The organism is Deinococcus misasensis DSM 22328, assembly GCF_000745915.1.
In the GTDB taxonomy this organism is placed as follows: Bacteria; Deinococcota; Deinococci; order Deinococcales; family Deinococcaceae; genus Deinococcus_C; species Deinococcus_C misasensis.
The window spans coordinates 51971-72831 of sequence record NZ_JQKG01000011.1; the positions used below are offsets into that span (position 1 = coordinate 51971).

The 20861-nt window shown below is 55.0% G+C and carries 19 protein-coding genes; 10 read left to right on the plus strand and 9 right to left on the minus strand.

Annotation, left to right across the window (positions count from 1 at the left end):
• Nucleotides 1-258: 258 nt before the first annotated feature.
• On the plus strand, nucleotides 259-1656 hold the full coding sequence (locus Q371_RS08855) for an MFS transporter (RefSeq protein ID WP_169743812.1): 1398 nt from the start codon (nucleotides 259-261) through the stop codon (nucleotides 1654-1656).
• Here the strand turns inward: Q371_RS08855 and Q371_RS08860 are convergent.
• Both Q371_RS08860 and Q371_RS25535 read right to left on the minus strand, forming a co-directional pair.
• Nucleotides 1629-1901, minus strand: a complete 273-nt coding sequence (locus Q371_RS08860; protein WP_034339135.1) for a thioredoxin domain-containing protein — start codon at nucleotides 1899-1901, stop codon at nucleotides 1629-1631. The two genes, Q371_RS08855 and Q371_RS08860, sit on opposite strands and share 28 nt — an antisense overlap.
• A gap of 19 nt (nucleotides 1902-1920) precedes the next feature.
• Nucleotides 1921-2313, minus strand: coding sequence for a YidB family protein (locus tag Q371_RS25535; protein ID WP_051963829.1), 393 nt, complete (start codon nucleotides 2311-2313; stop codon nucleotides 1921-1923).
• 413 nt (nucleotides 2314-2726) lie between these two features.
• On the opposite strand from Q371_RS25535, the gene Q371_RS08870 reads away from it, so the two are divergent.
• From Q371_RS08870 to Q371_RS08880, 3 genes are read left to right on the plus strand one after another with little or no spacing between them, the layout of a single operon-like run.
• Nucleotides 2727-5054, plus strand: coding sequence for a 3-hydroxyacyl-CoA dehydrogenase/enoyl-CoA hydratase family protein (locus Q371_RS08870; RefSeq protein ID WP_034339137.1), 2328 nt, complete (start codon nucleotides 2727-2729; stop codon nucleotides 5052-5054).
• A gap of 52 nt (nucleotides 5055-5106) precedes the next feature.
• A complete protein-coding gene (locus Q371_RS08875; protein WP_034339140.1) occupies nucleotides 5107-5505 on the plus strand; it encodes a four helix bundle protein in 399 nt (132 codons plus the stop codon).
• Between the two features lie 13 nt (nucleotides 5506-5518).
• The gene (locus Q371_RS08880; protein WP_034339143.1) at nucleotides 5519-6691 is read left to right on the plus strand and encodes a thiolase family protein; all 1173 of its coding nucleotides are present in this window, start codon (nucleotides 5519-5521) and stop codon (nucleotides 6689-6691) included.
• 30 nt (nucleotides 6692-6721) lie between these two features.
• Here Q371_RS08880 and Q371_RS25540 read toward each other — a convergent pair whose 3' ends face one another.
• From Q371_RS25540 to Q371_RS08895, 3 genes are all read right to left on the minus strand, one after another.
• Nucleotides 6722-7513 carry an arylamine N-acetyltransferase family protein gene (locus Q371_RS25540; protein WP_169743813.1) on the minus strand — a complete coding sequence of 264 codons (792 nt, stop codon included), beginning with the start codon at nucleotides 7511-7513 and terminating at the stop codon, nucleotides 6722-6724.
• Nucleotides 7514-7718: 205 nt separating this feature from the next.
• Nucleotides 7719-8450 (minus strand): MBL fold metallo-hydrolase, encoded by a 732-nt coding sequence (locus Q371_RS08890; protein WP_034339146.1) that lies wholly within the window; start codon nucleotides 8448-8450, stop codon nucleotides 7719-7721.
• A 173-nt stretch (nucleotides 8451-8623) separates the two neighbouring features.
• Complete coding sequence (locus tag Q371_RS08895) at nucleotides 8624-9646, minus strand: DNA double-strand break repair nuclease NurA (protein ID WP_034339149.1); 1023 nt, start codon at nucleotides 9644-9646, stop codon at nucleotides 8624-8626.
• Nucleotides 9647-10083: 437 nt separating this feature from the next.
• Here Q371_RS08895 and Q371_RS08900 point away from each other — a divergent pair, with 437 nt between their 5' ends.
• The 4 genes from Q371_RS08900 (at nucleotide 10084) to Q371_RS08915 (ending at nucleotide 13840) form a co-directional block, all read left to right on the plus strand.
• Nucleotides 10084-11286, plus strand: a complete 1203-nt coding sequence (locus tag Q371_RS08900) for a M48 family metallopeptidase (RefSeq protein WP_034339151.1) — start codon at nucleotides 10084-10086, stop codon at nucleotides 11284-11286.
• A 31-nt stretch (nucleotides 11287-11317) separates the two neighbouring features.
• Nucleotides 11318-12061 carry a type I methionyl aminopeptidase gene (map, locus tag Q371_RS08905; RefSeq protein ID WP_034339307.1) on the plus strand — a complete coding sequence of 248 codons (744 nt, stop codon included), beginning with the start codon at nucleotides 11318-11320 and terminating at the stop codon, nucleotides 12059-12061.
• Nucleotides 12062-12436: 375 nt separating this feature from the next.
• Nucleotides 12437-12907 (plus strand): SRPBCC family protein, encoded by a 471-nt coding sequence (locus Q371_RS08910; protein WP_034339153.1) that lies wholly within the window; start codon nucleotides 12437-12439, stop codon nucleotides 12905-12907.
• Nucleotides 12908-13084: 177 nt separating this feature from the next.
• Nucleotides 13085-13840: a BON domain-containing protein gene (locus tag Q371_RS08915; RefSeq protein WP_034339309.1), complete on the plus strand. Its 756-nt coding sequence runs from the start codon at nucleotides 13085-13087 to the stop codon at nucleotides 13838-13840.
• A gap of 28 nt (nucleotides 13841-13868) precedes the next feature.
• On the opposite strand, the gene recD2 is transcribed toward Q371_RS08915, so the two are convergent.
• On the minus strand, nucleotides 13869-15962 hold the full coding sequence (recD2, locus tag Q371_RS08920) for an SF1B family DNA helicase RecD2 (RefSeq protein ID WP_034339155.1): 2094 nt from the start codon (nucleotides 15960-15962) through the stop codon (nucleotides 13869-13871).
• A gap of 235 nt (nucleotides 15963-16197) precedes the next feature.
• Between recD2 and Q371_RS08930 the strand changes: the two genes are divergently transcribed.
• Nucleotides 16198-16575, plus strand: coding sequence for a hypothetical protein (locus Q371_RS08930; RefSeq protein WP_034339160.1), 378 nt, complete (start codon nucleotides 16198-16200; stop codon nucleotides 16573-16575).
• A gap of 4 nt (nucleotides 16576-16579) precedes the next feature.
• On the opposite strand, the gene Q371_RS08935 is transcribed toward Q371_RS08930, so the two are convergent.
• The gene (locus Q371_RS08935) at nucleotides 16580-17722 is read right to left on the minus strand and encodes an MFS transporter (protein WP_034339163.1); all 1143 of its coding nucleotides are present in this window, start codon (nucleotides 17720-17722) and stop codon (nucleotides 16580-16582) included.
• Nucleotides 17723-17781: 59 nt separating this feature from the next.
• Here Q371_RS08935 and Q371_RS08940 point away from each other — a divergent pair, with 59 nt between their 5' ends.
• Nucleotides 17782-18030, plus strand: a complete 249-nt coding sequence (locus Q371_RS08940) for a hypothetical protein (RefSeq protein WP_034339166.1) — start codon at nucleotides 17782-17784, stop codon at nucleotides 18028-18030.
• A gap of 99 nt (nucleotides 18031-18129) precedes the next feature.
• Here the strand turns inward: Q371_RS08940 and Q371_RS08945 are convergent, their stop codons facing one another.
• Together Q371_RS08945 and prfB are read right to left on the minus strand one after the other, a co-directional pair.
• Nucleotides 18130-19368 (minus strand): aminopeptidase, encoded by a 1239-nt coding sequence (locus tag Q371_RS08945; RefSeq protein WP_034339173.1) that lies wholly within the window; start codon nucleotides 19366-19368, stop codon nucleotides 18130-18132.
• 228 nt (nucleotides 19369-19596) lie between these two features.
• A protein-coding gene (gene prfB / locus Q371_RS08950) for a peptide chain release factor 2 (RefSeq protein WP_157442607.1) occupies nucleotides 19597-20692 on the minus strand; the annotation gives its coding sequence in 2 pieces (ribosomal slippage) (nucleotides 19597-20646 and nucleotides 20648-20692; 1095 coding nt in all).
• Between the last annotated feature and the right edge of the window lie 169 nt (nucleotides 20693-20861).

Sequence of the window (20861 nt, forward strand, 5' to 3'; positions counted from 1 at the left end):
GTTGAGGTGTGGATGATGCGTCCTGAAGTGGATGATCTGAAGAGCATCATCTTCTGTGTAACAGGAGTGTGCTGACAGGGTTCTTACTTTGTACTCAGAATGTAACGAAATTTTCACCAAAAAAGGGACATTTTTCTGCTGTTCATCGGCTAAACTTTGATTTTCCTGCAAACAAAGTGCAATTTTTTCATGAAGAGGGTCTGTTAAGCCACTTCAGGGATGGACCTCCACCTGAAAATGTGCAAGGCTAACCCTCACATGTCTGCCCCTGTCCTGTCTCCTGAAGAACGCAGTTTGTTCAGTCCCAAATACCGCAACATCACCATCGGTTTGTTGCTGGCGATCCTGACCACCGCTTTTGAAGCCATGGCGGTGGCCACCATCCTCCCTGAAGTGGCCCGGTCTCTGGACGGTTTGCAGTATTACGGTTGGGCTTTCAGCGCATTTTTGCTCAGCAACATCATCGGAACCATTGTGGGAGGAGAACTCATTGACCGGATGGGGTCTGCCCGACCCTTCGCCATTTTTCTTCTGATTTTTGCGCTGGGACTGGTGGTTGCCGGAGCCTCTGGAAACATGGGGGTGTTCATTCTGGGTCGCTTCCTGCAAGGATTTGGCGCCGGAGGACTGAACGCTGTCCCTTTCAGTGTGATGAGTCAGGTGTTCCCAGATCACCTGCGGGCCAAATTGCTGGCGAGCATCTCCAGTGCCTGGGTGTTGCCTTCTTTGTTCGGGCCGATTCTGGCCAGCAGCATCGCCAGCGCATCTTCATGGCACATGGTTTTTTATTCGGTGATCCCACTGTTGATTTTGGTCGGCTTTCTGACCATACCCACCTTGCAAAAATCCACCTTCCCGAGCCCCAACCCGGCCCCTTTTGATGTGCGGCGTTTCCGTTACAGCATCCTGATGGCCACAGGTGCAGCCACCTTGCTGGCAGGTTTGACTTTGCAGCAAAGTTTCTGGATGGTGCCTGTCGCTTTGCTGGGTGCGGTGCTGACGGTTCTGGCCTGCCGGGTGATTCTGCCCACAGGGATTTTTCGGTTTGCCAGAGGCATTCCCTCAGGCATCATTGTACGCGGATGCAGTGCCTTTGCCTTCTTTGGCGCAGAAGCCTTTATTCCTCTGGGTTTGGTGGAGATCCAGAAATTCAGTGTCACACAGGCAGGCTGGCTTCTGACCGTGGGGGGCGTGTCGTGGTCCATCGGCTCGATTGTGCAAGCCCGCATGGATTCCAGAACCGGACCCTCTGGCCGGGAATTCCGGGTGAAATTGGGCATGTTTCTGCTCAGCATTGGCATTTTGCTGGTGGGTCTGAGCATCACTGGCATTCTTCCTGCTCTGGTTTCTGTGCTGGGATGGACACTTTCAGGACTTGGGATGGGTCTGGGTTATGCCACCAACAGCCTGATCATCCTTGCGCAAGTCAAAGAAGGAGAATCTGGCAAGGTGTCTTCTCAGCTCAACAGTGCAGAAGTGCTGCTGGCGGCACTTGCAGCAGGCATTGGGGGTGCACTGGTGGCATGGGGCAAGACCCAGGAATTGTCTCTGGCCTTGCCACTGCAACTCACTTTTTTGGTTCTGGTGGGGGTCTCCCTGCTGACATGGATTGCAGGAAGTCGGGTGATTCAACCCGCCCGGAAATCCAGCATGTGATGGTCGTTCAGGAACAGGTTCAGCTCCCAGATGCCAGAGACATGCCTGAACTGGCTGTCAATGCGGACAATGGGCATCGGAGGGTTGTTGCCGAACACCTGTTCCAGAGTGCTGGCCCCCTCCGCATTCTGAGCGTCCATGTAGGTGTACCGGATGCCCACAGTTTCCAGATAAGCACGCAAGACTCTGGCCGTTTTGCATCCCGGCACACCGTAAACAGTCACTCTGGGAGGGGTTTTGTGCATCTCTTTCCTTGTGGATGCCTCAGAGTCTGGGAACGTCCAGTTTTTCCTGTGCCTGTGTCACCAGAGCGTGGCTGTTGTGGTTCACCGAACCGTCCGGAGTCAACTGGTCAATGAATTGAGGCAGGTTCTGTGCCAGCAGGCCCAGCAGGTCCTGACGTTCCATCCCGGTTTGTTCGGAGACTTTGGTGATGGTGTCTGGCCCCAGAGCATTTTCCAGCTCTGGCACACTGATCTGGGCATTGGGGCCTGTGTTGACCCAACTCCCCACAGCGTGGCGGGTGCTTTCGTTGCCCCTCTGGAGTTTGGACAGCAGGTTTTCCAGTCCTCCAGATTGTTGAAGGAGCATGAACAGGATTTTCATGATGTTGGCGTTGTTGCCCAGCAGTTTTCCAAGTGAATCCAAGAGTCCCATAGGGGCAGTGTAGGGGGCTTCCTCTGGTCACTCTTGGCGCTTTTTTACAGTTGCAGGTCTGGAAGGGTTGAGGTTTTCCTCATGATGTTGGAGCAGTTTTCAGTTCACAGTTGACAGTTCACAGCGAGAATATGGATTACAAGTTTTACAAAATCAAACAGAACACCCCGCATTCTCGATCCCCGGCTGGATTGACTTTGCAATTTGAATAACACACGATGCTCTCGGCTCTCGGCTCTCGGCTCTCGGCTCTCGGCTCTCGGCTCTCGGCTCTCGGCAACAGGGCGACGCATGCGTAGCCCCTACAAGGCTCTGGGCCTTTGGGCGAGGTACACCCATGACTCCTCTGGACAAATGTCTGTAGACCGCATAAAATTATACTTAGTTCAATTTTCAAAAGAGGAGATGACCTCATGAAAGTAAAAACCGCCGCCGTCATTGGGGCAGGAACCATGGGTGCTGCCATTGCTGCGCACCTTGCCAATGCTGGCATTCCGACCCTGCTGCTCGACATTGTGCTCCCCGACCAGAAAGACCGCAATTTCCTTGCCAAACAGGGCTTGGACCGTGCCCTCAAAGCCAGTCCTGCTGCCTTCATGGACAAGGACCGGGCCAAACTCATCAAGATTGGCAACCTCGAAGACAACCTGAAAGACCTTGCAGGTGTGGACTGGGTGGTGGAAGCCATCATCGAGAAACTGGACGCCAAAAAATCCCTCTGGGAGAAACTCGATGGACTGGTGAAACCCACCACCATCGTTTCCAGCAACAGCTCTGGAATTCCCATGCATCTGCAAGTGGATGGACGCAGCGAAGGCTTCAAACGCCAGTTTGTGGGCACCCACTTCTTCAACCCCCCGAGGTACCTGCACCTGCTGGAAATCATTCCCACCCCCCACACCAGCCCTGAAGTGGTGGAGGCCATCTCCGAATTTGGAGACAAGGTGCTCGGAAAAGGCATCGTGAATGCCAACGATGTGCCCGGATTTGTGGCCAACCGCATCGGGGTGTACGGCATGGTGCGGACCCTGAAACACATGCAGGACACCGGCATCTCCATCGACGAGGTGGACGCCCTGACCGGACCCATCATGGGACGCCCCAAAAGCGCCACCATGCGCACTGCCGACCTGACCGGTCTGGACGTGCTGTTCCATGTGGCCTCCGACCTGCAGAAAGCCACCCCAGAGGATGAAGATTTCACCCTCACACCCATGTTCTTGCAGATGATCGAACAGAAGCGCCTCGGAGACAAAACCGGACAGGGCTTCTACAAGAAGGTCAAGGAGAACGGCAAGAGCGTGATCCTCACCCTCGATCCCGAGACCATGGAGTACGTCAACAAGGGGAAAACCCGCCTTGCGGTGCTGGAACCCCTGAAGGGACAACCCCTCTCTGAGCGCATCAAGGGCCTGACCCAACTGCCAGAGAAGTACGGCGAATTCATGCGCAAGGTCATGATGGACACCTTCTGGTACTCCGCCAAGATGGCTGGAAATGTCTCCAACACCATTGTGGACATCGACAACGCCCTGAAATGGGGTTTCGGCTGGGAGATGGGTCCATTTGAAACCATGGATGCTCTGGGCGTGCAAAACGTGGTTGCCTACTTTGAAAAAGAAGGCCGCACCCTGCCCCCTCTGCTGCAAGGCATGAAAGACAGTGGCCGCACCTCCTTCTATCAGGACGGTGAAGTGGTGGATGTGAAGGGCGCTCCAGAGAAGTACGAAGCCCCCTACATGATCCTCAAGGACCTCAAGAAAGACGCCACCAAAGTGGTCAAATCCCGCCCCGGTGCCAGCCTTGTGGACATCGGCGATGGGGTGCTCTTGCTGGAATTCCACAGCAAGATGAACAGCCTCGGGGAAGATGCCATCAACATGGTTTTTACCGCACACAAGGTCATTGAAGAGCAAGGCTTTGTGGGCCTCGTGATGGGCAACCAGGGGGACAACTTCAGCGCTGGAGCCAACCTCCCCCTGATCCTGATGAACGCCCAGAACGGCGACTGGGATGAAATTGATATGGCGATTCGCCAGTTCCAGCGTGCCACCACCTCTTTGCGCTTCAGCCCTCACCCCACGGTGGTGGCCCCCTTCAATCTGGCCCTCGGTGGAGGCTGCGAATTTTCCATGCACGGCGATCACACCCAGGCCAGTGCCGAAACCTACATGGGCCTCGTGGAAGTGGGCGTCGGTCTGATTCCCGGGGGTGGCGGAACCAAAGAACTGTACCTGCGTTTCGCAGATGAACTGCCCGCAGGTGCACCCCTGCTGCCTGCCCTGCAACGCGCCTTCGAGACCATCGCTCTGGCCAAAACCAGCACCAGTGGACTGGAAGCCAAAAAACTCGGGTACCTGCGCGACAGTGACGGCATCAGCATGAACCGCGACCGCCTGCTGCAAGACGCCAAAGCCAAAGTGCTGGAGCTTTCCCGCAACTACGTGGCCCCCACCCCCAGACAGGACATCCCGGTGATGGGTGAAAACGGCTACGCAGCCATCCGCAGTGCCCTGTACGGCATGGTCGAAGGTGGATTCGCCAGCGAACACGATCAGGAAGTCTCTCTGGCTGTGGCCCGGGTGCTCTGTGGTGGCCGAACCAACAACCGCAATGCCCGCGTGAGTGAGCAATTCCTCCTGGATCTGGAACGGGAGAATTTCCTGTACCTGTGCGGGAAGCGGAAAACACAGGAAAGAATTGCTCACATGCTGAAGACGGGGAAACCGCTGAGGAATTGATTGGGGATCAGCCGAGGGCCAAGGGCCGAGCGCCGAGGGCAAAATGCTAGAGATGAAGCGACTGAGTGCTGCAGGATATTTTTCCTTTGAGGATTACGAAGTCTATCACCTCGCACTGGACCTTTCGGCAATGGTTTACAGGCTCACGGCGGATTTCCCAGAAGTGGAACGTTTTGGTTTGACCAACCAGTTGCGCAGGGCAGCAAACTCAATTGCCCTGAACATTGCGGAGGGACGAGGCAGAGGAACAGATCGAGAGTTTTCAAGGTTTTTGTTGATCAGCAGGGGTTCTCTTTTTGAAGTGGTGAGTGGTTTTCATCTGGCAGTCAAACTGGAATTTCTTCAGGAAAAGGAAGTCAGCGAAGTCTTCCAGAAAGCCCACATCCTGTCTGGAAAAATCACCGCCCTGATCAACAAGCTCTCGGCCCTCGGCGCTCGGCCCTCGGCCTGAACAAGGAGAAGTTATGCGCGAAGCTGTCATCGTCAGCGCCGTCCGCACCCCCGTCGGTCGCGGCATCAAAGGAACCCTCGCCAACACCCGCCCGGATGATCTGGCTGCCCTCGTTCTGGAGGAAGCCGTCAAACGTGCCGGAATCGACAAAGCCCTCGTGGAAGATGTGTACCTCGGGTGCGCCATTCCAGAGGCCGAGCAGGGCCTCAACATTGCCCGTCTGGCTGCCCTGCGTGCCGGTTTTCCCGACACCACTGGCGGAGTGACCATCAACCGGTTCTGCTCCTCTGGGTTGCAGACCATTGCCATGGCCGGTGCAGCCATCCAGACCGGTCAGGCCGAAGTGATGCTGGCCGGAGGGGTCGAATCCATGAGCATGGTGCCCATGAGCGGCCACAACCCGAGCCCCAACCCTTCCCTGATGGACACCCGTCCCGGTGCCTACATTGGCATGGGTCTGACTGCCGAGAACATTGCGGTGAAATACGGCATCAGCCGTGAAGATCAGGACAAATTTGCTCTGGCCAGCCACCAGAAAGCTGCCAAAGCCCAGGACGAAGGCAAATTCAAAGATGAAATTGTGCCTGTCCCTGTGCGCGTGGACAAGTACAAAGGGACCAAAGTGGTTTCTGAAACGGTCACCTTCGAGCAGGATGAACTGGTGCGCCGGGATGCCAGTGTGGAAGCCATGGGTGGCCTGAAACCCGTGTTCAAGCAAGGTGGAAGTGTGACCGCTGCAAACGCCAGTCCTTTCAGCGATGGTGCAGCAGCAGTGCTGATCATGAGCCGTGAAAAAGCCGATGAACTGGGCCTCCAGCCCATCGGTCGTTTCCTTGGCTTTGCAGTGGGCGGCGTGGAACCCGAGTACATGGGCATCGGTCCTGTGAAAGCCGTGCCCAAAGTGCTGGAGCAGGTGGGCCTGACCATGGACCAGATTGACCTGTTCGAACTGAACGAGGCTTTCGCTGCGCAGGCCCTCGCCGTGGTCCGTGAACTCGGCATCCCCGAGGAAAAACTCAATGTGAACGGTGGAGCCATAGCTCTGGGTCACCCCCTCGGGTGCTCTGGGGCCAAGCTGACCGCCACCATCTTGCACGAACTCAAGCGCCGTGGAGGCAAGTACGGCGTGGTGACCATGTGCATCGGTGGGGGCATGGGTGCTGCCGGGGTGTTCGAAGCGCTTTAATCCAACCCTGAGATCTGGGCAGAACAGGCGTCATGCCTGTTCTGCTTTTTCTTTTCTTTGCACACAGGCAAGGTAAAGCGTTTCAATTTGATCCTCTGACAGCGGAATGCCAAAATCTCGGGTCAGGCGGTCTGCAAAGGTGGGTCTGTCCAGAAAAGTCTCCTGTCCGTCTTCCACCCATTTGTGGTCGGTCAGGTACATTTTGTGGTCTGGCACCTGAAAGCCACAAAACAGCTTTTTGCGAAATCCCGAGTCTTCATGGGTTGCATAATGCCTGCACATCTCAAAAAAAGCTTCAAAAGGATGCTCCTGTTCATCAAAAACGTAGAGCTTCTTGTCGTTTTTGATGTCGATGTATGTCCACAAGTCTCCTGCTTTTTGCAAAGTGCAGCCGTTTTCGATGTGCCCTTCCATCAATGGAAAAGGATGCACACTGCCATCGTTGAAGCCCACATCCACCAGAAAATCCTGCGCATCCAGATGCACTTTTAAAGCCAGATGGGCAAAGGGTGGGGCCAGTTCACCATCTGCTTTGAAGGGTCGAGTCATGATGAACTGCACCTCATACCCGAGGTGTTCCAGCAAACTTGCAAAAGCATGGTTCAGCTCATAACAAAAACCGCCCCGTTTGCGGGCCACGATTTTGTCCAGCAAGCGGTCAGGGTTCAGGTCGATGGGTTCACCCAGATGCAAACTCAGGGTTTCAAAGGGGACATGTTGCAGGTGTTTCTCTTGCAAGATCCGCAGGTTTTCCAACGATGGGGGAGAGGGGACAGCATCAATGCGTTTCAAGTATGGGGCAAAGACGGGCAGGGGTTGCATGGTCCATTTTGTTCTGGGCAAGGATTTTGCTTTGCGGTGGAGTGCACCATCCATCCTGATGGATGGTTTATGACGGAGGATGGTCCACCAGAGCAGGCAAAAGGCTGCACCTCTTTCAATGCAAAATCCACTCTGAAAGGGGTGCAGTGACAGCGGAAGAACCTGAGTTTAGCAAGAACCAGTCATGCTGTCAGGTTGAATGGTTTTAAGCTTGGGTTTCCAGCGTGCTCTGGGCCAGACGCTGAAGTTGTTCATTGGCATTTTCGGTGACCAGACCGCCGTGGTAGCAAACGATGGTTTGCACGTCCAGTTCGGCCAGTTTGCGCACAGAAGCTCTGGCGGTTTCGTAATCGGGGGTGGCGCTGGGCATGGGCATGTTCAGCACCCCTCCCTGAGCGGTCAAGGCATCTCCGGCAATCAGGATCTGGTCTTTGGGCAGATACAGGCTGATGTGTCCGGGTGTGTGACCGGGAGTGAACACCACCTGCACCCCTCCTGCAATGTTCAGCACCTGACCGTCTTGCAGGCCTTCAGCAATTTGTGGATACACGTAACGGGCCATGGCTTCACGCAGACCGGGCACGTTTTCAAACATCTGCTCGGTGGGAAATTTGATGGGTCGCTGGGTGCCGTTGATGTAAGGAATTTCAATCTGGTGGGCAAGGGTGTGTGCAGGATGCTCTTTCAAGAGATCACTGAGGGATCCCACATGGTCGAGGTCCTGATGGGTCAGCACGATCCTTTTGAGGTCTGCGAGATGCAGCCCAATGCCAGAAAGCTCCTGCTCAATCTTTGCTTTTGAACCGGGAACTCCAGTGTCCACCAGAGTTGCCCCGTTTTCGGCATCCAGCAGCAATGTGGGATGAATGGTGTTCTCCTGACCGCGGATCACCATCGGCAGTTGCAGCACATGAACCTGTTCACTGAGTTTGAGCATCTGAAAACCCCTTTCTGGATGACAATCAAAACCGCTCAAAATGTACGGGCCTTTCCAACATAGTCAACACAAAAAAAGGCAAATGTGGTGCTTCCACATTTGCTGTATGCCGTTTGACTTATTTCTCGGGCCTTCTCTTTGAAAACCCCATCCAAAGTAAAAATCAGATGAAATCAAGAAGTGGGGTTCAGGCTTTCCATCAAGAACTGGCGGATTCTGCGCTCGACGATGTCTTTGGCCCCCAGCCTTCTTTTGAGTTCTTTTTCCAGAGCCCCTGTGGGAATCAGGTTCTGAGGTGCACGCCGGTCTTTGAAAGACTCGCTGGCCAGTCTGGAGAGCAGTTCGCCAGAGAAATCTGCCACCAGTTTGATGGCTGGAGGCAAATCTTCCACCTCTGGGGGGGCGTAAGCTTCCACACGCACCAGACCCCCATAAGACTGCATGTAAGGGGGCATGGCAGCCAGACGCACATACCACGAATAACGGGCGTAGGTTTCCCCTTCGTATTTGAAGTAAAAGATGGGGGTGCGTTCTCTGGGTTTGAGCTGGGCCAGCAGTTGTTGCTCAGCAGGGGGCAGAAAGTGGGTGTACTGGGTTTTCACAATCCCAAACACCAGTTTCTCGGGGTTGTCGCGCCTGAGGCGGCCATCCTGAAACACCAGACTTTTCAGTTGAATCGGATGGACTGAGACCTCTTCGATGCTGGAACTCAGGTCGTGTGAGAGTTGCTGCTCAATGTGCAGCATCATGTTCTGCAGGCCGTTTAGAGGGGTGTGGATTTCGTTGTCCCGTTCGGTGTGTGGACTGAACAGCAACTCGGGGCACTGCCCGGCCAGAGGGGAGAGCCTGAGAGATTGGGGGACATATCCTCCTCCGGCCACCAGCAACCTCTGGCAGTCCAGATAACTGAGTTTGGCAGGTCGCAAACCGTGAGGATGAAGTTCTACAGCTCCAGTGGCAATTGCGCCAAGCCCTCCGAACACCAGACGGTCCTGATCTTCGATGGTGACGTTGGCGTAAAGCTGGCGGGTGCCATCCACGATGTACACGTATTCAAGGCTGTGGGGGATGGGTGTGCAGGGGATGGCCTGCCAGTCCGGGCCTTCCATGAAGTGAATTTCAGAACGGGTGTTGCGGGGTTCAAGGGTCTGGATCTGGGGTTGGTCTGCACTCCACGGGTCGAGTCGTAAACGCATGGCTTCCTCTCTGCACAGGCATGACCCAAAGGCTGCCTTTTCTGTAAGCATCATACCTGATCCGTTCATGGGGAGGAATCCAGTATCCAGGGTAAACGCAAAGTCTTACTTTTGGCATGTCACTTGAAAAAGCGTTCAGCGTTCAGCCCTCAGCATTCAGTGAAAAGCTTGTATGGAGGCTTTTGCTGTAGGGAGCAGCCAAACACCAAGACACGAAATGAAAGCCACTCAGATTTTACGCTCAAAAAGCAGCAAGAAAACTTTCCTTCTGGCTGATCGCTGATGGCTGACGGCTGATGGCTCTCTCTGTTGGCATGGCCCGACAGCGACTTTGCACTGACCCCAATCCGGTATCATGGAGGCATGAACAGCATCCCTCAACGCTCCACGTCCAGACCGGATTGCAGCTCAGCGAGAGGATCAAAGCAGGTGTCTCCATGAATGTGGAAACCCAGATGGAATCGCTCCCATGTCCCAAATGTGGGCATCCGATGCCTGTGGACCCCAGTTTTCCAGTGTGGTGCGATGCATGCAACCACAACGTGCTCCCTGAACCAGAGGCCAAAAGCAAAAACCGCATGGGTCTGATGGACCGGGTGGCCCTCAAACTTGGAGAAAAACGCAGCAAGCAAATTTTTGACCACTACTGCACTTTGCGTGACCTGAAACCCCATTTGCATTTCAGCAAACTGCTTGGGATGGGCATGGCTTTGCTGCTGGTGTTGTTTCCGGTGGCTCTGGTGGTCGGGGGCTTGCTGCTCCTGATCACCTGGAATGTGGGATTCATGTTCGTGGCTGCACTGTTGTTCATGCTGGCCTACAAAACCATTCCCCAGCCTGCCCCCATGCCCCTGATGCTGCTGGACCCCCAGAGCACCCCGACTTTGCACCGCATTTGCCAGCAAGTGGCAGCACAACTCGGAGCCCGTCTGGAGGGTGTGGCTCTGGATTGGCACCACAACGCTTCGATGGGTCGTTACACCCACCGCAGAACCCCAGTGATGACCCTGGGGCTTCCCCTGATGGCCAACCTCAGCCCGGAAGAAAAGCTGGCCATCATTGCCCATGAAATGGCCCATCAGGCCAACGGGGATTTCTCAAGGTCGTTCATGTTCCAGTGGGCCTGCAACATTCTGGGCATCCTGATGTATCCTCTGCCCGCTGCATGGATGGAAGCACCGCTCTGGGGGTACTACCGCGTGATGGCTTCCTGCCTCTATGAAGACAGCCAGAGGGCCGAATATTTTGCAGACGATGCTGCTGCGTCCATCGCTGGAACCCAGAGCACCATTTCGGTCCTGAGGAAAATGCACCTTGGCACGGTGTACTACCGTTTTCTGGAACACACCATCCGCAACCGGAACCGCTGGGATGTGTTTCTGGCCTTCAAAGAGCATGTGTCCCACATTCCTGCCAGAGAAGGAGAGCGCCTTCGCCGTGCAGAGATGATGGAAGGTTATCGTCTGCAGTCCACCCACCCGCCCACCGCCTACCGCATCCAGAGGCTGCAGGCTTTTGACAAACCTGCTGCTGCCCTGTTCACCCCCGAAGAACTCCAGCAGATGGAAAAAGAACTGCTGGAATGTCACTCTGGAGTGCAGGAAGCCATGATGTCCCTGTACCGCGATGTGGTCTACTGACCCTTTGGCCCAGATGAATGAAGGAGAAAACATGTCCATTGACTCAGAACACGATTTGCAAAGCATGCAGCACGCCGGAAAAGTGGTTGCAGAAGCTTTAAAGACCATGAAAGAAGCCATCTTGCCCGGCGTCACCCCTCTGGAATTGGACCATTTGTGCGGAGAGGTGTTCAGGAAGCACGGAGCGGTTTCTGCTCCAAGGCAAGTGTATGGGGCTCCGGTGCATGCTTTCATCAGTGTGAACGATGATGTGGTCCATGGGTTGCCCACTTCACGTCCGCTGCAGGCCGGAGATGTGGTCAAACTGGATGTGACCCCAGTGGTGAATGGTTACATTGCCGATGCAGCCATCACGGTGGCGGTTCCGCCTGCTTCTCCTCAGGCCCTGAAGTTGATCGCTTGTGCAGAAGCGGCTTTTGAAGCAGCAATGCAGGTGGCTTCCGCTGGAAATCCCATCCATGTCATTGGAAAAGCCATTGAGAACACCGTGACCTCCAGAGGTTTCACGGTCCTTCGCGAACTCTCGGGTCACAGCGTTGGACGCACCATCCACGAAGAACCCACCGTTTTGAATTACCACCATCCCAGAGACCGCTACCCCCTGCATGAAGGGTTGGTTTTGGCCATTGAACCCCTGATCAGTGTGGGTCGTCGGGGCAGGGTGAGAACCCGCAAAGACGGCTGGACCTTGACCACCATGGATGGCAGCCTCAGTGCCCATTTCGAGCACACTGTGGTGATTACGGGTGGGCGTCCCTTGATTTTGACGGCCTGAAGACCATCTGAGGGCCCATAAGCACCTCTGGAGTCCCCAGAGGTGCTTATGGTTTTAGACAGGTTTTACTTGTTTGGACTGGGTACAAAACAGCTTCACCAAAAAGTTTACTAAACAAATCATCAAAATACATCGAATTGAAAGGGTTGTGGCCCAAAAGGTTGGATGGATAAACAGGGTTTGTTACGAAAACAAGTTGTCTTGCTGTTGAGAGACGCAGAAAATCCAAGGAAAACACAACAAAGTATCACTAAACAAATTCAAGTTTACTGAACAAAATGCATTGCAATCCCTTCTGTTTAGTCATAATCTTGAAAGAACCTATTCCGTACACTGAAACAACCCCATTCCATCTGAGCAAAGGAAGGACAGACCATGCAAATCAACACCATCGCAGCCACCACCAATGCCCCTGTTGAAGCCATCTGGCAGCTCTGGACCAATCCCCGTTATTGGGCACGCTGGGATCCAGATGTGGCACAGGTTGAAATGAAAGGGGCCTTCAAGCAGGGGGCCACAGGGACCATCACCCACCCTGATGGCACCACCAGCACCTTTCAGGTGATGTCCTGTGAAATCCACCGCAGCTATGTGATGTCTGTGCAAGTCAGCAAAGGGGTGGAACTGCTGATCAAGCGGGAATGCCATCCAGAGGGAGACTTCTTCAAAATGCAACAGGAACTCACCCTGATTGCTTCTCCCTTCACCAAATTGCTGTTTGCTGCCCGCAAAGATGCCATGCAAAAAAATGCCCTCAAGGCCATGGACACCATGTGGAATTTGCTGCAGGGCGATCTGGGCTTCATCGAGGGACTTTCCGGCCAAGGGCAACGGGTCAGAATCTGAACTGGTGTTGAGATGCATGGTTTTCAGCCCGCTCTGGCGGGCTTTTTTGATGACCGTTTTCTGCTTTGTGTTTTTGAATTCAATTTAAAGAAATCCCAATCTGCCTTTGCGCATCCTCACTGGAAACCCCTTTACCCTGAAAAAGTTCAGTTTGAATGGATTTTTAAGGAGGACACCATGTGGCCATTTGGCAAAAGCACTGAAGAAAGAGTCAAAGATGCATTGAAACAGACCCCCAGACTGCAGTCCTTGAACCTGGATGTTCAAGAACGCGGAGGCACCGTCAGCATCTCTGGTGAAGTGCCCAATCAGAACTACCACCAGCTCATTGAAGTGGTGGCGGAAGGCATCAAAGGGGTCAAGCAAGTGGACCTTTCGGGGCTGCGTGCCAGACAGACCGTGCAGCCTCAGGAAGTGAAAGCCAGCCAGACCGTGACAGGATCCCAGAGCCAGCAAGACCTGGATGATTTGCAACAGGACATCAAAGGCAGCCAGATTGCCAAAGCCGTGCTGCGAAACATCGAAGCCAATGTGGAATTGAAAGACGATCCCATTGATGTGTTGCAAACAGGCCGCAGTGTGATTCTGCGTGGCGCCGTGGACAGCCAGCACGAATACAACCTCGCCGAAAAAATCGCCAGAGAAACCGAAGGTGTCGCCAGTGTGGATGCCTCGGACCTGAAGATCGTGGAAAAAGCCAAAGAGAAATTCCGTGAGGCGCAGGCCAGCACGCAACAAAGCAAACCCAAATCTGGTCCAGTCAACATCCCAGATGAGTGGTACACCGTGAAAGCTGGTGACACCCTCTCAGAGATTGCCCAGCGTTTTTACGGGGATGCCAGCAAAGAAAGCTACATGAAAATTGCCAGAGCCAATGGCATTTCCGATCCCAACCTGATCCGGGTGGGTCAGAAACTGCAAATTCCGCGCTGAAACCTTTGATTTTTGTCCTCGGGTGGTTTCACCCGAGAATTTTTTTGATGCGGTCCAGCAAACCGGTGTAACGCACTTCGCGCCTGCGGGTGGAGGCAATCTGCCATGCATTTTCGGTGCCCACAGCCACGAAGGTGTTTTTGGCACGGGTGACGGCGGTGTAGGCGAGTTCTCTGGACAGCATGTTGTAGTGGGTGTCGTGCAAGACGCCGACCACGGTGTCCCACTCGCTGCCCTGAGAACGGTGCACGGTCAGGGCATACCCAAGGTGCAGGTGGTACACCTCTGCTCCAGACATTTCCACGACGTTGCCCTCAAAATCAATCTGGACTTTGCCACTTCCTTCGCGGATCACCAGACCGAGGGTGCCGTTGAACACCTCGTTGTTGTAATCGTTTTTGGTTTGCACCACGATGTCCCCGACCCTGAGCAAGTATTCCCCAACCCGTGTGCCTTCAGAGCCCGGATTGAACATGCTTTGCAAAGCCTGATTGAGGGCCACCACACCCAGAGGTCCTTTTTTCATGGGGGTCAGGACCTGCACTTTTCGTGGTCCGCCCAGAGAATCCACGAGCAACGCCACCCGTCTGGCTCCGGTGTCGCTTTCCACAGGAATGTGCCTGAACTCTCTGAAGGAGAACTCTGGCACATTTCCGCTTTTGATCTGGTGGGCTGCACGGATGATGGGACTGTCCTGCGCCTGACGGTAAATCTGGGTGAGCCAGACGGTGGGTGCAATCTGGGTCAGCGTGGACAGGGGCATGCCATAATCCACGGGAGGCAACTGGTCTGCGTCTCCGACCAGCAGGATTCTGGCCCCCGGAGCCACTGCGGTCAGCAAGGCCAGCATCAGGCCATCGCCACACATGGAGACCTCGTCCACGATGATCAGGTCGTAGGGGAGGGGTTCAAGTTGTCCAAAACGGAACCCCTCTGGACCATAACTCAGCAATCGGTGGATGGTGCTTGCCGGGTGCAGGGTCATTTCCATCAGGCGTCTGGCTGCTTTGCCGGTGGGAGCGCAGAGACCCACCTCCAGCCCGAGGTTTTCCGCCAGTTCCACCACTTTGCGGGTGGTGTAGCTTTTTCCGGTGCCCGGGCCTCCAGAGAGCACCACCAGACGGTGATCGGTGAGCCATTCCAGCACACGCGCTTGCTCCTCGCTGAGGTCTTTGACGGCACGGGTGGGCACGCGCCACGGGGCCTCCGGTGGTTCAGACAGCAATTCTGCAACCACATGGGCCAGCGCCTTTTCGTTCTTCAGGGCGAAAGGCAAATACACCCGGTCCCCTTCTTGCAGGATCCGCCCAGCTTCCAGAGCATCCTGCAAAGAGGTTTCTGCCAGTTTTTCACTGATGCCCGTGTAATACTTGAGGCCCTTCAGGGCTCTGGTTTTCGGCAGATAGGTGTGTCCGGCCTGCTGCATGGCTTGCTGCATGGCATAAACCGCTGCAGCCATCAGGCGTCTGGGATCGGTGGGCTCCATGCCTTTTTCCAGGGCCAGACGGTCTGCGGTTTGAAAACCGATCCCCTCCACCTCAGTCAGGTGGTACAGGTCGTCTTTGAGCACCTCCAGAGCCATGCTGCCAAACTGCTTCATGGCCCTCTGGGCTTGCGAAACACTGAGGCCCAGAGACTGCAAGCCTGTGATCAGTTTGCGTTCACCGTGCCGTTCATCCCATGAAGCTTGCACTTTCAAGATGGTGGAACGGGTGACTCCGGGCACCTGCAAGAGTTTCTCGGGGTCCAGTTCGATCACTTCGAACGTCTGCTGTCCGAAGTAATCCACAATGCGTTTGGACAGTTTGGGACCCACGCCCGCCACTTTGGCTTGCAGGTAAGCCATGATGCCTTCCTCGGTCATGTCGGTGGTGTCGTCTTTGAGGAACAGGTTGAGCACCTTGTACTGGTAACCGTACTCAGGGTGTTCTTGCACCAGCAGATCGGCTTCGAAAGGATCTCCGGCATCAATGGGAGGCATCATGCCCACCAGAGTGGCATCGCTGTCTCTGCCTTGCGCGGTTTGAATGTCTGCACTGAGAATGGTAAATCCGGTTTCTGCGCGAAATCTGACTTTCAATGCTTTGCCTGTCACCTGAAGTTGTTCACCGAGTTCCACCATTACGTCATCAGCATATCAGATGACAGGGATTGGGTTGGGGGTGATGCACCCGGCCTTGACCTCAGGCAGAACCCTCACCGCAAGGTCAGGCAGTGTGGCGTTTTCAGGCCGTCTGGAAAGGTGATAAACTGAGCCTGATCCAGAAACGGTTCGAAAAGTGGCATCCTCTGGCAGAATCGTTCCTTCCATTTTTGTTTCATCTTTGCTGTGCAGAATGCCACCAAAGGAGCCGTGCATGACCTCCACTGACCTCGCCCGAATCGTGTTTGAGATGGGTTTCACCGAAGACTGGTTGCATCTTGGCATGCTGTCCAACGCCCTGCTGGCAGAGCTTGCAGCAGATTACCAGAGCCAACCCAATGCCCGCCCCGAGCATTACCGCCATCAGGCCTTCACACGTTTCATGCAGCAACATGAAGTGCTGTCTCCAGAGCACTTCACAGCACTTGCTCAACTTGCCGATCTGGACGAAAACCCTGAACTGGGAAACACCATGTGGTCGGAACTGATTGAACGCAAGGATTGCCCTCTGGCTGTGCTTGTTCAAGCCACACAAAAAAAATCAGGAGCCCTGCAAAAGCGGGCTCTGGAACGCCTGCAAGATCAAGCCTGAACGCTCAGGCTTGCACTTTGCGGTGGTTGAACAGAATAAAAAGCCCAGCAGCCGCAATGATGAACAGGGCCATCTTCAAACCCAACTGACCTGCAACCAGACCCAGCACGGGAGGTCCGGCCAGAAAGCCAAAATAAGCCATGGTTGCCACGGCGGTGATGGCACTGGCAGGCCGCATGTCTGGATTTCGACTGGCGCTGGACAGGAAACAGGGAAACAGGGCAGAACAGCCCAGCCCCACACAGGCGAAACCGAGAATCACGGCTGGCAGGGTGTTGATGCCCAGACCCACAAACAACCCGAGTGCCATGATGGCCCCTCCCCACGCCACCACTCTGGGTGCCCCAAAACGGTTGATGAACCCATCGCCCAGAAAACGACCCACCATCATCAAACCTGAAAAGGCAGCGTACCCAAAAGCCCCCTGGCTTTCGGTGGCCCCGATGTTTTCCCGCAAGTACACCGAGCTCCAGTCGGCCATGCCCCCTTCTCCGAGCATCACACAGAAAGCCATGATGCCAATGATCCACAGGGACGGTGCTGGACGGATGAACACCGGCTCATTGTGTGCCTCCTCGGGATGGGGCGGAGTTGGAATGAGAAAACGGCTGGTGACCGCAACGACCACCACAAGGGCCAGACCGACATACATCAGGTGTTCTCCCACCGGCACCTGCTCTTTGCTGAGCCACCCTCCAATCAGCGACCCGATCACCCCACCCAGACTGAACACCCCGTGAAATGAACTCATGATGCTTTTTCCATGCTGCTTCTCGTTCAGGGCAGCCTGATCGTTCATGGACACATCCATCATGCCGTTGAAAGCCCCATAAAAGAACAGGGCTCCAAACAGGGTCCATGCATTTCCAGCGAAACCCGGCAGGATCACCGACAGGCAAGTCAGGATCGCAGAAACCGTGGTCACCGTTTTGCTGCCAAAGCGGGCCATCAGGTATCCGCCAAAGACCATGCTGCACAGCGAACCAATGGCTGCACCCAAGAGGGCCAGACCCAGCACCTCGGGAGACATTTGCAAACTGGCTTTGACATCCGGGATGCGCACCACCCAGTTGGCAAAAGCAATGCCCGTGACCGCAAAGAAAATGTTGATGGCCATGCGTGAGGCAAAAAGAGAGGGAGGATTCACCCCCCCATGTTAACCCCGAGTTTGGGAACCTCCATCCGCAATGCAGCGTAACCACTTCCATGAACAATCCGGGCATCCTCAAACCGCTCCTGCAACCGGCCATGCTGGCTCTGGCGTTGCTCTGGACGCTGCCCCCCTTTTTTCTGTGGTTGATGAACACCCTTGAAGGCTTTCTGGGTTTGCCCCCCATGCACATCCGTCTGATTCAAAACCTTTTGCCAGAGTGGCTTTTTCTGCCCAGTTTGCTGGTGGTGTGGGCTCTGGTGTGCAAAGTGTACAGCGAAGAGGGCAGACAAGAGCACATCTGATCCTCCAAAAAGCACAAAGACGGCAGGGTGATTTTGAACCCTGCCGTCTTTCTCTGGAAACCCCAGAAGCGGTTTCGATTTAAATCTGTGTCACAAGGATCAGATTTCGAAAGCCCATTCACCATCGGTCATGACGGGAACCCGTTCACCGTTGCTCCGAATGCCGGTCACCTGCATGTCTTTGGAGCCAACCATGAAATCCTCGTGGACCTGACTGACGTTGCCTCCGGCAGCCCTGAACTGCTCATCGGTCATGTCGCCACCTCCCTGCAAGCAGAACCGGTACCCTGCACCCAGAGCAATGTGGCTGGCGGCATTCTCATCGAACAACCCGTGGTAAAGGGGTCTGCCAAACTGCGAGATCGGCGAGGAGTGGGGCACCAGAGCCACCTCACCCAGAGAAAGGGCACCCTCATCCATGCTGAGGAGGGCTTGCAAGACTTCCTGATGGTTGTCGGCCTCTGCATGGGTGACCCGACCCTCCTTGAAGGTCAGGGTGAAGCGGTCAATGACTGTTCCGCGCACACTCAAAGGGAAAGTGCTGGTCACAGTGCCATCAATGCGGGTGCAGTCGGGCAAAGTGAACACCTCTTCGGTGGGGATGTTGGCCACAAATTCGGTGTTGAACGGGTCATGGGCCACACCAGACCCTCCGGCCCAGATGTGCCCTTCTGCCAGACCCACCGTCAGATCGGTCAGGGCATTTTGAAAATGCAACGCTGTGAAACGCTGTTCGTTCAGCCAATTTTTGCGGGCATGCAGGCTTTTCACATGGGCTTTCCAGACCTGCACAGGATCCTCCTGATCGGCACGCACAATCTGGAAGATCACCTCCCAGAGCGCCTCAAGGGCTTCCTGCGCTGGCAACTCAGGAAACACCTTGCAAGCCCACTCCTGATCGGGAATCACACTGACCACCCAGGCCACCGCATCCGACATCATGCGTTGCTGGATGGGCTTCACAAAAGGAAAGGTGGCCCGTGACATGCGGGTCATTTTCTCCTGATCCTGCCCTTTGAACACATCCGGACGGTTCAGGGACAGGTTGAGCAAAGACCCCCCTTTTTCAATGAACTCCAGACGGGCTTTGTAAAACCACTCTGGAACAGTCTCCAGCGTTTCAGGATCGGCATGCTGCAAACGGAGCACCTGCAACTCTGGATCGCGGTACTCCACCTCCACAAACTTCGCTCCGGCCTTGTAAGCCTGCCGAACCACCCGGCGCGTGAAATCTTCCAGACCCACATGGCTGGAAATGGACACCATCTGTCCTTTTTGAAGGCCCAGACCGACCTGCACCAGAATGGCAGCAAAGTTTTCGAGTTGTTGTTCAGACATGATGATTCATCCTAACAGCAGAAGGCAGAAAGCAGAAGGCGGATAAGACGCAATTTTGAGACTGGCAAAAGGACATTCGCGGATCAATGTGGATTGAGAAAAAATGGCCATGGCCTTTGCAAGTGTGTGGACCTCTGGCCCCAGAAAGCCTTCTGCCTTGGCCTTCAGCCTTCTGCCAAAAAAACACCCCTCTGGTCTCCCAGAGAGGCATCTGACCATTCAAAAACCTTATTCGTCGTCGCCGGATTCGTCGGCGGTGCGTTTGCCTGCCAACCATTCCAGTCCGGCCCACATCAGGTCGTCGAGGTCACCGTCCAGAACGTCGTCTGGGTTGTGCTTCATCAGGCCTGTGCGGTGGTCTTTGATGTACTGTTTGTCCATCACATAAGAGCGGATCTGGCTGCCCCACTCGATTTTGCGCTGTTCACCACGGGCTTTGGCTTCTTCCTCTTCGCGTTTCTTGCGCTCCTGATCGTACAGGCGCTGCTTCAGAATCTGGAAGGCCATCTCGCGGTTCTTGATCTGGGAACGGGTGACCTGAATGGCCACAATGGTTCCCGTGGGCAAGTGGGTCACACGAACGGCAGAGTCGGTGGTGTTCACGCCCTGACCTCCGGCACCCTGAGAACGGTACACATCCACCCGGACTTCACTGTCGGGAATCACGATGTTGATCTCTTCTTCGGGGACCTCCGGCACCACTTCCACCGAAGCGAAACTGGTGTGGCGGCGGTTGTTGCTGTCGAAAGGGGAGACCCGCACCAGACGGTGCACCCCGTTCTCGGGGGCCATCATGCCGTAGGCTTTTTCGCCCCGGATGATGAATTCTGCGCTGGTGATTCCAGCCTGCTCGCCTTCCTGAATGTCGAGGATGTCCACTTTGTAGCCGCGACGCTCTGCCCAGCGGATGAACATCCGCATCAGCATGCCTGCCCAGTCCATGGACTCCGTTCCACCTGCACCGGATTTGACTTTCACGATGGCAGGGGTGTCGGCGTGCTTCATGGTGAAGAGGGTCTCTTTGTAGAGGTCGTCCACGCGTTGTTCCACGCTGACCACTTCTTCTTTGAGCATCTCCAGTTCCTCAGATGAAGCCATTTCCAGCATTTCACTGAGGCCCTCAGCATCGCTTTTCAGGCTATTGTAGGTGGTGGTCAGTTTGCGCAGGGCGTTGGACTCCTGCGTGACCTGACGGGCGCGGTTCTGGTCGTTCCACAACTCGGGGTTGGAGAGTTCGTGTTCCAGCTCCCTTAAACGGCGTTCCTTCGCGGGAATGTCAAAGATACTCCCGGAGGGCCGCTAACTTATCAAGAATCTCTTGCATCGGTGACCTCCCATGCTTTTCTGCTCTGGTCCTGCACTGTGCAGGGGCATGAAAAACGCACAGAACAGTATAGACCCCACAGGTGAGAAGGTAAACCGATGGTGGAGAAGGCGGAAGGCAGAAAGCAGAAGGCGGAACAAAAAAACAGATTGATGGAGGCTGGAAACAT

Coding starts and splice junctions, on each gene's coding strand:
- Q371_RS08855 (WP_169743812.1), top strand. CDS start 259: ATGTCTGCCCCTGTCCTGTCTCCTGAAGAACGCAGTTTGTTCAGTCCC.
- Q371_RS08860 (WP_034339135.1), bottom strand. CDS start 1,901: ATGCACAAAACCCCTCCCAGAGTGACTGTTTACGGTGTGCCGGGATGC.
- Q371_RS25535 (WP_051963829.1), bottom strand. CDS start 2,313: ATGGGACTCTTGGATTCACTTGGAAAACTGCTGGGCAACAACGCCAAC.
- Q371_RS08870 (WP_034339137.1), top strand. CDS start 2,727: ATGAAAGTAAAAACCGCCGCCGTCATTGGGGCAGGAACCATGGGTGCT.
- Q371_RS08875 (WP_034339140.1), top strand. CDS start 5,107: ATGAAGCGACTGAGTGCTGCAGGATATTTTTCCTTTGAGGATTACGAA.
- Q371_RS08880 (WP_034339143.1), top strand. CDS start 5,519: ATGCGCGAAGCTGTCATCGTCAGCGCCGTCCGCACCCCCGTCGGTCGC.
- Q371_RS25540 (WP_169743813.1), bottom strand. CDS start 7,513: ATGCAACCCCTGCCCGTCTTTGCCCCATACTTGAAACGCATTGATGCT.
- Q371_RS08890 (WP_034339146.1), bottom strand. CDS start 8,450: ATGCTCAAACTCAGTGAACAGGTTCATGTGCTGCAACTGCCGATGGTG.
- Q371_RS08895 (WP_034339149.1), bottom strand. CDS start 9,646: ATGCGTTTACGACTCGACCCGTGGAGTGCAGACCAACCCCAGATCCAG.
- Q371_RS08900 (WP_034339151.1), top strand. CDS start 10,084: ATGAATGTGGAAACCCAGATGGAATCGCTCCCATGTCCCAAATGTGGG.
- map (WP_034339307.1), top strand. CDS start 11,318: ATGTCCATTGACTCAGAACACGATTTGCAAAGCATGCAGCACGCCGGA.
- Q371_RS08910 (WP_034339153.1), top strand. CDS start 12,437: ATGCAAATCAACACCATCGCAGCCACCACCAATGCCCCTGTTGAAGCC.
- Q371_RS08915 (WP_034339309.1), top strand. CDS start 13,085: ATGTGGCCATTTGGCAAAAGCACTGAAGAAAGAGTCAAAGATGCATTG.
- recD2 (WP_034339155.1), bottom strand. CDS start 15,962: ATGGTGGAACTCGGTGAACAACTTCAGGTGACAGGCAAAGCATTGAAA.
- Q371_RS08930 (WP_034339160.1), top strand. CDS start 16,198: ATGACCTCCACTGACCTCGCCCGAATCGTGTTTGAGATGGGTTTCACC.
- Q371_RS08940 (WP_034339166.1), top strand. CDS start 17,782: ATGAACAATCCGGGCATCCTCAAACCGCTCCTGCAACCGGCCATGCTG.
- Q371_RS08945 (WP_034339173.1), bottom strand. CDS start 19,368: ATGTCTGAACAACAACTCGAAAACTTTGCTGCCATTCTGGTGCAGGTC.